Origin of the sequence: Winogradskyella algicola, from assembly GCF_005869935.1 — a bacterium.
GTDB classification, from domain to species: Bacteria; Bacteroidota; Bacteroidia; order Flavobacteriales; family Flavobacteriaceae; genus Winogradskyella; species Winogradskyella algicola.
The window spans coordinates 246,117-258,342 of the sequence record NZ_SZQF01000003.1 but is presented as its reverse complement, the minus strand read 5'-3'; the positions used below and the strand labels follow the sequence as shown (position 1 = coordinate 258,342).

Here is a 12,226-nt window from a genome sequence, read left to right as displayed (position 1 = left end):
AACGAATCATGGAAGAACAAAACAAGAAAATTCTTTTGGTAGAAGACGATCCAAATTTTGGAACTGTTTTAAAAGATTATTTAATGATGAACGATTATGACGTTGTCCATGCCAAAAATGGAATGGAAGGTTTTGAAAAGTTCAAAAAAGACGATTACGATCTTTGTATCTTGGATGTAATGATGCCTTACAAGGATGGATTTACACTAGCAAAAGAAATACGCGAAAAAAACACAGATGTGCCAATTATATTCCTAACCGCTAAGGCAATGAAAGACGATGTGCTTAAAGGTTACAAGGTTGGTGCAGACGACTATCTTAATAAGCCTTTTGATAGCGAAGTGCTATTAATGAAAATTAAAGCAATAATGCAGCGTAAGGCAACTGATTCTGTTGCAGATAGTAAGCAGTTTGAATTTAAAATTGGTCGTTTTGATCTTAATTCTAAGCTTCGTTTCTTAAAGTTTGATGGTGGTGAACCAACAAAATTATCACCAAAAGAAAACGAATTATTGCGCTTATTGGCATTGCACGAAAATGATTTAATGCCAAGAGAACTAGCATTGACAAAAATTTGGAGAGATGATAATTACTTTACATCTCGTAGTATGGATGTATATATTGCTAAGTTGCGTAAGTATTTAAAACCTGATCCTAAAGTTGAAATCCTCAACATTCATGGTGAAGGCTTTAGACTAGTAGTGAATGATAAAGAAAATTAATAGAAACAGAAATCCGATGCATTTGCATCGGATTTTTTTATAATCTTTTTTCTATATAATTGGTTATATCATCTGTGTTTGTGGTATAATCAAACCATTTAATAGTATCATCTTTTCTAAACCATGTTAGTTGGCGTTTGGCAAAGCGCCTAGTCTTTTTCTTTATTTCTGAAATAGCAAAATCAAGAGTCCATTCGCCTTCAAAATATTTAAATAATTCCTTGTAGCCTACTGTATTTAGAGCATTGAGGTGTTTATATGGTATTAGCTGTTTTGCCTCTACAACTAATCCTTCATTTACCATTATATCCACACGCTGGTTAATTCTGTTGTAAATAGTAGAACGTTCAGCATTTAGGCCAATGCTAATAACTTTAAAAGGTCTTGCCTTGTCCGGATTTGTTAAAAATGAAGAATAAGCTTTCCCAGAACCTATGCAAATTTCTAAAGCTCTTATTAATCGTTGCGGATTATCAATAGCAATAGTATCGTATGCTTTTGGGTCTAATTCTTTTAATTGGTTCTGTAATGTTTTTAAGCCTTCAAGCTCTAAACGTTCATTTAATTCTAATCGAATATGTTCTTCTATATCAGGAAAATGGTCAAGTCCCTTAGTTACAGCTTTTACATAAAGACCAGAGCCACCAACCATTATCGCTATATCATTATTTTTATGAATGGATTCAATTTTTGAGATAGCATCACGTTCAAAATCCCCAACACTGTAATTTTCTTTTATTGATATATGTTGAATAAAATGATGTTTTGCCGCATTTAACTCCTCAGTAGAAGGTACAGCAGTCCCAACAGTCATTTCTTTAAAAAACTGACGAGAATCGGCTGATATAATTTCTGTATTAAAATGCTGAGCTAATTTTATACTTAAAGCAGTTTTGCCAATGGCAGTAGGGCCAACTATAGAAATAATGATTTTAGTCATGATGAAGTTTGCATCCACATTTATGGCAATATAAAGCACCATCTTGATGCTTCTCTGCCAAACAGTTTATACAACATTGCGAATTAGTATCTACCACAGGTTGATGGGTTGGTTCAGGACTGTTGAGCGTTTTTTCGCCATTATTTTTAGCGGCTTTATTTACACTTCTTGCATATTCAGCAGAAACTATTCCTGTTGGCACTGCAATGATACCATAACCCAAAATCATTATAATTGTTGTTATAAACTGGCCTAGAGCTGTTTGTGGAGCGATATCGCCAAAACCCACTGTAGTTAGAGTAACAATACACCAATAGACACTTTTGGGGATATTAGTAAAACCATTTTCCTCACCTTCTACAAGGTACATTATTGTACCAAAAATTACGGAAGACACCAATACTGCAAATAGAAACACTAAAATTTTTACTCTGCTCGCAATAATCGATTCTTTGAGCTGATTTGAAGCGCCTAAGTAGCGAGCTAGCTTCAATATTCTGAAAACTCGTAATAGACGTAATGCACGTAAAGTAACCAGTGCTTGAGATCCAACAAAGAAAAATGATAGATATTTTGGTATGGTTGAGAGTAAATCTATAATGCCATAAAAACTGGTAATATATTTTAGAGGCTTATTTACCGTTATAATTCTTGTGATGTATTCTATGGTGAAAAGTATTGTAATTATCCACTCGCCAACATTTAAAAGAGTATGGTATTTGGCATCTATACTGCTTACACTTTCTAGCATTACTAAAATTATACTTGCAAGTATAGCTATAAGCAATATGACATCAAATAATTTTCCTGCAGGAGTATCTGCTTCATAAATTATTTCATGCAGTTTTGTTCTCCAATTATGTTTGTTTTCTGATTCCACGTTTTAAAAATACAAAAAGTAACCTTACTCTTACAATTGCACAACTTTGAGACGTTTATTTCTTCGCATATAGCTTTGTATGATATGCTGAGTATCTCTATCGTTTTGCATTGGGGTTATGAGAGATTCTAAAATTTCTCGATTATTAATTTGATGGTTTAAATCAAAAAAACCAAGACCTTTAAACACACCATCTTCTATTAAGATGACGCTTTTTTCATCAATATATCTTCCTCTGTCAATGAGAATCATATCCTTATTGTCATAAGTATTTTTTTCTATAACTGCATTTGCTCGTTTATTGTATACTTCTGGCAGTTCGTTTTGTATACAAGCACCAAAACATTCCTCAATACCATAGTTAAAGCAACTCGATTCTGTTTTTTCTAAGCCACAAAGCTTAGTGCATAGTTCATAAGTTTCAACCATTTTATTTATAAATGAAATTCCACTTTTTCTATTGGTAAAAGTGGTAATTGGCTTTTCATCTTTTTTGATTGAACTGATTCGAAGATTTACATAACCCTTATCATCAGTAAAACTATAAAGCCCTTGCGTAAATTGATTTCGCTTTAACGCTCTGTTTAAAATAGGTTTATTGGCTTTTATTTCTTCACTTTCTTTTAAAAGTGCAACTAGTTCGCTACCGGTTTTTTCATAGGTTACTGCAGCAACTTTGACCTGAATTTTTTTAGATTTTGAGTTTTTGTTGGTAAAGTGCTGTGTTATACGTTTTCTTATGTTATTACTCTTTCCAATGTAAATAATATCACCATTGGCATCATGAATGTAGTAAACACCTGTTTCACTCGGTAACGCTTCGATAATCTCTTTTAGGTTTGGTGCTAACTTAGATTTTTGTTCAACTTTTACAGCTTGCTTAATAATCTTTTTATCAGAGTCTTTACTAAGCAACATTTTAAACAATTTTACAGTTGCTAACGCATCACCATTAGCTCTATGTCTGTCACTTACAGGAATTCCTAAAGCTCTGGTTAATTTACCCAAGCTATAAGATTCCATATTTGGAATAAGCTGTTGAGACAATTCTACTGTGCATAATGTCTTTCGCTTAAAGGGAAAACCTAAGCGTCTGAACTCAGTTTTTAGAATGCGATAATCAAAATCTGAATTGTGAGCTACAATAATACAATCTTCTGTAATTTCAACAATACGTTTTGCTACCTCATAGAATTTAGGCGCATTTTTGAGCATGTTAGAATTAATACCAGTAAGATTAACCACAAAAGGTTGAATTTCACGCTCAGGATTTACAAGAGAAATGAACTGATCGGTTACTTTATGACCATCAAAACGGTAAATAGCAATCTCAGTTATACCTTCTTCATTGTACTTACCACCTGTGGTTTCTATGTCTAGTATTGCGTAAATAGGGTATTGTATATTTTATTTAATGATAATTTCTTGCGCCAAAGATACTACTTCCCACGCGTATCATAGTACTACCACATTCTATTGCTAGCTTATAATCGCCACTCATGCCCATACTTAAAATTTTGAGTTCTGAGTTCTGAGTTTTAAGTTTGTCAAAAGTAGTTTTTAGAAATCTAAATTCGTTTTCTACTTGTGCCATATTATCTGTAAATGTTGCCATTCCCATGAGACCAACAATTTCAATGTTTTTTAATTCTGAAAACTCATCTGAATGTAAAAGTGTAGTAGCATCATTTGCAGACATGCCGAATTTACTATCCTCATCAGCAATTTTTATTTGAAGCAAACAGTTGATGACTCTATCGTACTTTTTAGCCTGTTTATTAATTTCTTTTAGAAGTTTAAAGCTGTCAACACCGTGAATTAAGCTGACAAACTCAGCCATGTATTTCACTTTGTTACGTTGAACATGTCCAATCATATGCCATTGTATATCCTTTGGCATTTGTTCATATTTTTCAACCATTTCCTGAATTTTGTTTTCGCCAAAAATTCGCTGACCAGCATCATAAGCTTCCATTAAATCACTAACAGGTTTGGTTTTAGAAACCGCAACTAGAGTAACATGTTCTGGTATGCCAGATTTTATGTTTTGAAGGTTGTCTTTAATACTCATAAATCGTAATTCCGCTTCTTAATTTTGGTAAAATATAAGTGCTTTTTGGTGGCATTGTAAGGCCTTCGTCTGCAATTTCTTTCATTTGTTGCACAGTTGCAGGACACATGCCAAAACCAACTTTAAACTTTCCACTATCCACACTGCTTTTAATGGTTATCATTTCGTGTTTGCCGTGTACGTATTCAATCCTATTATCGTTTCTCAAATCTTTAATGCCAAGTATAGGGTCTAAAATTGTGCTGTACAAGAGTTGAGCATCAAGTTTATCGAGAGCATTTTCAAAATTATAATTCGTTTTTCTTAAATAAAGTGAATAGAATTCTCCATCTAAATACATACTAAAATGATGAGGTTTTGAAGGACTGTATGGTGTTAAACCTCTATTTTCAATTCTATAAAGTGCATCTAATTTTATTAAGAATTCTTCTTTTGTTAATCCGTTTAAATCTTTTACCAATCGGTTAAATTCTTGAATAACTAAATCAGATTCTGGGATTAAATACGACATAAAAAAGCTGTAAGATTCAGAACCGTTGTGGTTTGGGTTTTTCTCTTTTTCATCTTTATACAACAGATAAGAGGAAGCCGATCTATGGTGACCATCTGCTATGTAAATGGTTTCCATTTTTTTAAATTCGTTTTGAATTTTATTAATGGTTTCATCATTATCTATTTTCCATAAATAATGTGTGTCTCTATAGGTCATAGTAAACTCAAATTCAGCATAGCCTTTTTGAGTTTCTTTTATAATGTCTGATACAATGGCATTATCAGGATAGGTGAGGAGCACAGGCTCTGCATTAAAACCTACAGTTTGTAGATAGGTTTTAAACGTTTGTTCGCGTTTTGCAATAGTATCCTCGTGTTTTTTTATAACATCTTTTTCATAATCTTCAGCACTTGTTGCGGCAATGATACCGTTAAATTCCTGTCCATGCCTATTTACAATTTTATAGACATATAGCGACGGTTTGTTTTCGGTAACAAAAATGCCATCTTCCTTAAATTCTTCGTAACGGCTTCTTACCAGTCTGTAACGCTCTTCTCCAGTGACTTCTTGGTCGTATTTATAACCTGGATTAACAATATGGAGAAAGCTGTACGGATTATAACCCATTCTAGATTCACGTTCATCTAAAGTATAACTTTGATAAGGGCGTGCTGCTACAAGACCAACAATAGCTCTGGTTGGTTTAACCGCCTTAAATGGAATTATTTTAGCCATCTTTTAGTTTAAAGTGTAAAGTAATAAGTGTGAAGTGGCAAATTTTTGACGCTTATTACTACATGTTTAGGATTCTTTTTTTGAACCAAATTTTTCAGGATTTAGTATCATATAATTTAAAAGTTTAGCAACTTCAAAAGATTCTTCGTTTAATAATTCGAATTGTTTTGAAGAAATGTATTTGCAAGCAACTGCGAACTCTAACCAAGTTTGAGTTTCTCCATTTTCAGCATCACAATCTGTAAGCTTACTAATAAAGTGTTTGGGATAGCGTCTTTTACGATAAGCTTCTGATAAATTGGCACAAACACTTCTTGAAGAACGTCTTATCTGATCTGTAAGTGAGTAAGTTTCTTCTTTAGGAAAAGATTTTGAAATTTCATAAATATTCATCGCTAGTTTAAAACCCTTTCGATAAGCTATTAAATCTTGAACTTTCATACTTCACACTTTAGACTTTACACTTCACACTATAAAAACTGCTTAGATACGTTTTCTGCTTTACGGCTTTCTGAATAATCATAAAAACCTTCTCCAGATTTTACTCCCAATTTACCAGCTTGTACCATGTTAACAAGCAAAGGACAAGGTGCATACTTAGGATTTTTAAAGCCATCGTACATTACATTTAAGATAGAAAGGCATACATCTAAACCAATAAAATCTGCTAATTGTAATGGTCCCATAGGGTGTGCCATTCCTAATTTCATTACGGTATCAATTTCTTGAACACCAGCGACACCATTATATAAAGACTCTATAGACTCGTTAATCATTGGCATTAAAATACGATTGGCTACAAAACCAGGATAATCATTAACCTCAGTTGGTACTTTACCAAGCGTTTTAGATAACTCCATGATGGTATTTGTAACGTCATCGCTTGTATTGTATCCACGAATAATCTCTACCAATTTCATGATTGGCACAGGATTCATAAAATGCATACCAATCACTTTTTCTGGACGCGATGTAGCAGCTGCAATTTGTGTTATTGAGATTGAAGATGTGTTTGTAGCCAAAATTGTAGCGTCATCACAAGCTTCGTCTAGCTGCTTAAAAATCTTTAGTTTTAAATCTATATTTTCTGTAGCTGCTTCAACGACAAGATCAGTGTTTTTAACACCATCAACCGTGTTTGTATAGGTAGTAATGTTTCCTAAGGTTTCTGCTTTATCATTTTCAGTGATTTTTTCTTTAGCTACCATTCTGTCTAAATTCTTAGAAATTGTAGCTAAACCGCGTTCTAGAGACGCTTCACTAATATCTATAAGGTTTACTTTAAATCCTGACTGAGCAAAGGTGTGGGCAATTCCGTTTCCCATTGTTCCTGCTCCTATAACTGCTATGTTTTTCATAATTAAAAAAGAGCCCATCCTAGCCTTCCCAGAGGGAAGGAATTCTTACTCGGGCTGGTAAGAATTTTGTTAGTAATATATATTTAAAGAGCGCTTCGAGTTCCCTTCCTTCGGAAGGGTTAGGGAAGGCTTTTTTAAAACTGATTAATAATCATTGTTGCAACACGTAGCGCTTCTGTACCATCATGCAATGTTACAATTGGCTTTGTGTTGTTGTTAATGGCATCTGCAAATGTTTCTAGTTCGTCTAAAATGGCGTTGTTACTAGACACTTCAGGATTATCAAAATAGATTTGCTTTTTAACACCTTCAGCATTTTGAAGAATCATATCAAAGTCACCTGGATTTTCTGGTGCATCTTTCATTTTTACGACCTCACATTTCTTTTCTAGAAAATCTACAGAGATGTAAGCATCTTTTTGAAAGAAACGTGTTTTTCGCATGTTCTTTAATGAAATACGACTTGCGGTAAGGTTGGCTACACATCCGTTTTTAAATTCAATACGTGCATTAGCAATATCTGGAGTATCACTAACGACAGAAACTCCACTTGCAGAAACATGCTTTACAGGCGATTGCACCACGCTAAGAATAATGTCGATATCGTGAATCATTAAATCCAATACCACAGGAACATCTGTACCACGAGGATTAAATTCAGCCAAACGGTGCGTTTCTATAAACATAGGATTTTCTATTTTATTCTTCACTGCTATGAATGCAGGATTAAAACGCTCTACATGACCAACTTGCCCTTTTACACCATGTTCTGCAACTAAAGTTCTAATGGCTTCAGCTTCTTCAACAGTATTGGTAATTGGCTTTTCTATAAAAATATGTTTACCTTTTTTAATTGCTTGCTTGGCACAATCGTAATGCGAAAGGGTAGGAGTTACAATATCTACAACATCTACAGCGTCAATTAAAGCCTCAATAGAATCGAAATATGTGTAACCAAACTCTTCTACAACACGTTTTGCATTTTCAGCATCTGCATCATAAAACCCAACAAGCTCATATTTTTTGGATTGATTGAGCAGTCTCAAATGTATTTTTCCTAGGTGACCAGCACCCAAAACACCAGCTTTTAGCATGTTTTTCTGTTTTTTTCAAAAATAATTGATTTGAACGAGATATTTAAGAAAGAAAATCTAAAATAATGAGAATTTAATAATTGAAAATTGCAATTGCATTTTGCTTTTGTTTGAAGTAATTTAGCCTGAAACTAAACTGAGATTTGAAAGATACATTTAAGCACAAAGGGATGCGTCAGCAACTCGTTGACACTCTTATTGGAAAGGGGATTAAAGATAAAGCGGTACTGAATGCAATCAGCAAAATACCGAGACATCTATTTATGGACTCTGGCTTTATAGATCATGCTTATGTAGATAAGGCTTTTCCGATTGCGGCAGATCAGACGATTTCTCAACCTTACACTGTAGCATTTCAATCTGAACTATTACAAATAAAACCTGGAGACAAAGTTCTAGAAATTGGTACAGGTAGTGGTTATCAATGTGCTGTTTTAATAGAGCTTGGAGCTAAGGTTTATAGTATAGAACGTCAGCAGGAATTGTTTAAAAAAACATCTAAGTTTTTGCCAAAAATTGGTTACAGAGCTAAAAAATTAATCTTTGGAGATGGTTATAAAGGCCTGCCTGAAGAGGCACCTTTTAAAAGTATTATTGTAACTGCTGGTGCGCCTTTTGTGCCAAAACCATTACTAAGTCAGTTAGCTATTGGTGGTAGGCTAGTGATACCAGTTGGAGATGATGTACAGGTAATGACCCTATTTATAAGACGAGGACAAAAGGAATTTGAAAAACACGAGTTTGGTGAATTCCGTTTTGTGCCGATGCTAGAAGATAAAAACTAAATTATGAAGTATTTTATTGTTTTTGTGTTAAGTATTTTTGTGCAATTGGCTTTAGGTCAGGACTACACAGAGTATTTAACCGGTAATTCTTCTGACTTAGAAGTATCGCCTGAGTTTGGAATTTGTATGATGGGTGGTGCAAGCGAAAATGATGAGGCGATGATTTGGTTTTTAAATAGAGCCAACGGAGGAGATGTTGTGGTTTTAAGAGCTACGGGAAGTGATGGCTATAATAATTATTTTTATTCTCAACTTGGTGTTACCATCAATTCGGTAAGAACGTTCGTTATTTCTTCGGAAGAAGGAGCTACAAATAGTTATGTTTTAGATAAAATAGAAAAAGCAGAGGCGATTTGGTTTGCAGGTGGTGATCAGTACGACTATGTAAGCTTTTTTAAGAATAATGCTATGGAAGACGCGATTAACGATTTTGTGAATATAAAAGGCGGTGCCATAGGTGGAACGAGTGCAGGAATGGCAATACTAGGTGGTGGTTACTTTTCCGCAGAAAACGGAACAGTAACAAACGCACAAGCACTTAGCGATCCTTACCATAATAGAATGACTTTAGGATATAATGATTTTTTAGAGATTCCTTATTTAGACCAAATGATTACAGATACGCATTACGATGATCCGGATCGTAGAGCTAGACACAGTGTTTTTCTGGCACGATATGCAAATGATAACACTTCAAGAGCCTTTGGTATAGCATGTAATGAATATACTGCTGTTTGTGTTGATGAAAATGGAAGGGCTAATGTTTATGGTGAATACCCAACATATCCTGAGTATGCCTTCTTCTTGCAGTCTAATTGTACGAATGAATTTTTACCGGAAACTTGTACTGATGGAAATCCATTACATTGGGTGAGAAATGATGAAGCTTTAAAAGTTTATAAAGTACCAGGTACGCTAAACGGACAAAATTATTTTGATCTTTCCGACTGGCAAAGCGGGAGTGGTGGTGAGTGGCAAAATTGGTATGTTAACAACGGTACGTTTGCAACATCATCATCAATAAACCCAAATTGTAACGATGCCTTGAGTGTTGAGGATATTGCCAATACAGAGCTAAAAGTACTGCCAAATCCATTTTCAGATTACGTGTCAATTAAAACAGAAATCGAAAACTTAAATATTAAAATGTTTGATGTTTCTGGGAAACAAGTTGGAGTAGAATTTGATAAAAACAAAATAGATACCAAAGCATTAGCCAATGGTATCTATTTTATAATCATAGAAAATGAAGATTATAAACAAACGTTTAAACTTATTAAGCGCTAATTAACGTATTTTTTATAGGATTCTTCACCATTAACAATTGGTAGTGTTAAGGTTGTTTTGTCTAGTTCAATGGTTAATTCAGTTCCAGGTTTGGGATGGATAGTATATTCTTTATCACTAGAAAAAATCATTAATCCAATTTGCTTTCCTGCTTTTATAACTTGGTCATCTGGTTGTAGATCAAAATTCACCGTGTATGAACGACCAGGTATTAGGTCTTCTTCGTTGGTTAATGATTTATAATTTTTAGGATCTGCCCAACCACGAGTAATAATATTGTCGGTAATTTTTGATGCGCTATCATCCCAAGGTAAGGATACTAGCCATACACTCAGGTTAGCCGCTGGCTTTTTACTAGATAGTGTAATACTCACTTTTGGCACTCCAGAAATATGGATATCTCCATTTAACTTAGGTGTTACATATAGTAATCTATGTTCTGAGCGCTCCGCTTTTGCGAGATCAGCACCAGAGAATGAAACATCATCTATAAGTATTTCTCCAGTTTCTATAACATTTTTATTTAGCGTTAATCCACCCGCTGTATTTCCTCCTTCTGTTAGGTGTAAAACAACATCCTGCGTATTAGGGTTAGGATAATCTTTGTAAGCTGTAGGATTTGAAGGGTCATCATATTCTCTTACGATATAAGCCTTGTTTTCTTCTTTATCAACTCCATTGTCTACACCATGAAGATATTTAGTAAACCATTTGTTCATCATTGAAATTGGAGGTGGTCCACCATGACCATTCTGATGATAATAAATCTGAGCAGGAAGGCCTTTCTCTTTTGCAGCCTTATATATTCTGTAACTATGCTCTGGCATTACATTCCAGTCGTTAAAGCCATGAGACATTAGTAGTGCAGCTTTCATATTATCCATTTGGTTAAGGTAATCTCTGGCTGCCCACCAATCGCTATAATCGCCAGTCTGACGATCCATATTGTTCATCATATCAGTATCTCTAACCACTTTGTTGTTGTGGGCTCTGTTTTCTTCATCACCACTGTGAATAAAATCATAAAGCACATCGATGTCTTCACCTAAATAACCTCCAGGAGAACGTACTAAGCCATTAGAACGGTAATAATGATAATAAGATGTGTTTGGAGCAATTGGGATAATAACTTCTAAACCATCAACACCAGTTGTGGCTGCTGCTAAAGGTAAAGTACCATTATACGATGTACCTGTCATGCCTACTTTTCCGGTAGACCAATAGGCTTTTACTTCTTTTTTGCCATCGCGTTCTGTGTAACCTTTTGCTCTGCCACACAACCAATCGATAACAGCTTTTGGTGCTAAAGATTCATTTTTACCACCACAAGTTGGTGCACCGTCAGAGTAACCAGTGCCAGGCGAAGATGAGTGCACAACAATATAACCACGAGGAACCCATTTTTTGATGTGAGAATATGAAATCATTGGTCTCGGTGCAGCACGTCGTTTTACTTCAGGATGTGTGCGCTCTTCAGATTTGCCTCCGAGTTCTCTTTCTACATTCCACATAATACCTGGTGTATCACCAGCAACACCTGCAAAATATGGACTCGTAACATAGATGATAGGTAATTTTAAGTCTTCTGTATCAGTTTGTTCTGGTCTGGTAACAGAAACATGCATTCTGTCTAAATCGCCATCACCATCTGTATCAAACTCTGTTTCTACCCAAAGATCGTGATGTACCCATGTCTCTGGGTTATTAAAGGCTTCAACAATTTGAGCTTCACCATCTTTGAAAATAGGTGTTACTTTTTCTGTTGTGTCTTGTGCAAAGCTTTGGAAAGAAAGAGCAATTGCAAGCGCTAGAATGAAATTGATTTTGCGTGTTTTTAGCATGGTGTTGTTTTTACTTTTTG

Annotated in this window: 12 protein-coding genes; 3 read left to right on the top strand and 9 right to left on the bottom strand. The window is 34.7% G+C overall.

What is annotated here, in order from left to right:
• Positions 1 to 8 precede the first annotated feature (8 nt).
• Positions 9 to 722, top strand: a complete 714-nt coding sequence (locus tag FC091_RS07270) for a response regulator transcription factor (protein ID WP_138433615.1) — start codon at positions 9 to 11, stop codon at positions 720 to 722.
• Positions 723 to 759: 37 nt separating this feature from the next.
• Here FC091_RS07270 and miaA read toward each other — a convergent pair whose 3' ends face one another.
• The 8 genes from miaA to FC091_RS07230 form a co-directional block, all read right to left on the bottom strand.
• Positions 760 to 1,662: a tRNA (adenosine(37)-N6)-dimethylallyltransferase MiaA gene (gene miaA, locus FC091_RS07265; protein ID WP_138433614.1), complete on the bottom strand. Its 903-nt coding sequence runs from the start codon at positions 1,660 to 1,662 to the stop codon at positions 760 to 762.
• Positions 1,655 to 2,542 (bottom strand): ion transporter, encoded by an 888-nt coding sequence (locus tag FC091_RS07260; protein WP_138433613.1) that lies wholly within the window; start codon positions 2,540 to 2,542, stop codon positions 1,655 to 1,657. Before FC091_RS07260 ends, miaA begins: the two co-directional genes overlap by 8 nt.
• Positions 2,543 to 2,572: 30 nt before the next feature.
• Positions 2,573 to 3,934, bottom strand: coding sequence for an exonuclease domain-containing protein (locus FC091_RS07255; protein ID WP_138433612.1), 1,362 nt, complete (start codon positions 3,932 to 3,934; stop codon positions 2,573 to 2,575).
• A 19-nt stretch (positions 3,935 to 3,953) separates the two neighbouring features.
• A complete protein-coding gene (locus FC091_RS07250; RefSeq protein ID WP_138433611.1) occupies positions 3,954 to 4,613 on the bottom strand; it encodes a YggS family pyridoxal phosphate-dependent enzyme in 660 nt (219 codons plus the stop codon).
• On the bottom strand, positions 4,603 to 5,841 hold the full coding sequence (locus FC091_RS07245; protein WP_138433610.1) for a DUF1015 domain-containing protein: 1,239 nt from the start codon (positions 5,839 to 5,841) through the stop codon (positions 4,603 to 4,605). The genes FC091_RS07250 and FC091_RS07245 overlap by 11 nt, the downstream gene beginning before the upstream one ends.
• A gap of 66 nt (positions 5,842 to 5,907) precedes the next feature.
• Positions 5,908 to 6,282, bottom strand: a complete 375-nt coding sequence (locus tag FC091_RS07240) for a four helix bundle protein (RefSeq protein ID WP_138433609.1) — start codon at positions 6,280 to 6,282, stop codon at positions 5,908 to 5,910.
• Positions 6,283 to 6,311: 29 nt separating this feature from the next.
• Positions 6,312 to 7,199 (bottom strand): 3-hydroxybutyryl-CoA dehydrogenase, encoded by an 888-nt coding sequence (locus tag FC091_RS07235; RefSeq protein WP_138433608.1) that lies wholly within the window; start codon positions 7,197 to 7,199, stop codon positions 6,312 to 6,314.
• Positions 7,200 to 7,333: 134 nt separating this feature from the next.
• Positions 7,334 to 8,293, bottom strand: a complete 960-nt coding sequence (locus FC091_RS07230) for a Gfo/Idh/MocA family protein (RefSeq protein ID WP_138433607.1) — start codon at positions 8,291 to 8,293, stop codon at positions 7,334 to 7,336.
• Positions 8,294 to 8,436: 143 nt separating this feature from the next.
• Here FC091_RS07230 and FC091_RS07225 point away from each other — a divergent pair, with 143 nt between their 5' ends.
• Positions 8,437 to 9,078 carry a protein-L-isoaspartate(D-aspartate) O-methyltransferase gene (locus FC091_RS07225; protein WP_138433606.1) on the top strand — a complete coding sequence of 214 codons (642 nt, stop codon included), beginning with the start codon at positions 8,437 to 8,439 and terminating at the stop codon, positions 9,076 to 9,078.
• A gap of 3 nt (positions 9,079 to 9,081) precedes the next feature.
• Positions 9,082 to 10,365, top strand: coding sequence for a cyanophycinase (locus FC091_RS07220; RefSeq protein WP_138433605.1), 1,284 nt, complete (start codon positions 9,082 to 9,084; stop codon positions 10,363 to 10,365).
• Here the strand turns inward: FC091_RS07220 and FC091_RS07215 are convergent.
• Positions 10,362 to 12,206, bottom strand: coding sequence for a Xaa-Pro dipeptidyl-peptidase (locus FC091_RS07215; protein ID WP_138433604.1), 1,845 nt, complete (start codon positions 12,204 to 12,206; stop codon positions 10,362 to 10,364). The genes FC091_RS07220 and FC091_RS07215 overlap by 4 nt on opposite strands.
• Positions 12,207 to 12,226 lie beyond the last annotated feature (20 nt).

What these genes read in the sequence shown, in the direction of transcription:
- FC091_RS07250 (WP_138433611.1), bottom strand. Translation starts at nt 4,613, where the DNA reads ATGAGTATTAAAGACAACCTTCAAAACATAAAATCTGGCATACCAGAA.
- FC091_RS07240 (WP_138433609.1), bottom strand. Translation starts at nt 6,282, where the DNA reads ATGAAAGTTCAAGATTTAATAGCTTATCGAAAGGGTTTTAAACTAGCG.
- FC091_RS07230 (WP_138433607.1), bottom strand. Translation starts at nt 8,293, where the DNA reads ATGCTAAAAGCTGGTGTTTTGGGTGCTGGTCACCTAGGAAAAATACAT.
- FC091_RS07270 (WP_138433615.1), top strand. Translation starts at nt 9, where the DNA reads ATGGAAGAACAAAACAAGAAAATTCTTTTGGTAGAAGACGATCCAAAT.
- FC091_RS07215 (WP_138433604.1), bottom strand. Translation starts at nt 12,206, where the DNA reads ATGCTAAAAACACGCAAAATCAATTTCATTCTAGCGCTTGCAATTGCT.
- FC091_RS07245 (WP_138433610.1), bottom strand. Translation starts at nt 5,841, where the DNA reads ATGGCTAAAATAATTCCATTTAAGGCGGTTAAACCAACCAGAGCTATT.
- FC091_RS07235 (WP_138433608.1), bottom strand. Translation starts at nt 7,199, where the DNA reads ATGAAAAACATAGCAGTTATAGGAGCAGGAACAATGGGAAACGGAATT.
- FC091_RS07220 (WP_138433605.1), top strand. Translation starts at nt 9,082, where the DNA reads ATGAAGTATTTTATTGTTTTTGTGTTAAGTATTTTTGTGCAATTGGCT.
- miaA (WP_138433614.1), bottom strand. Translation starts at nt 1,662, where the DNA reads ATGACTAAAATCATTATTTCTATAGTTGGCCCTACTGCCATTGGCAAA.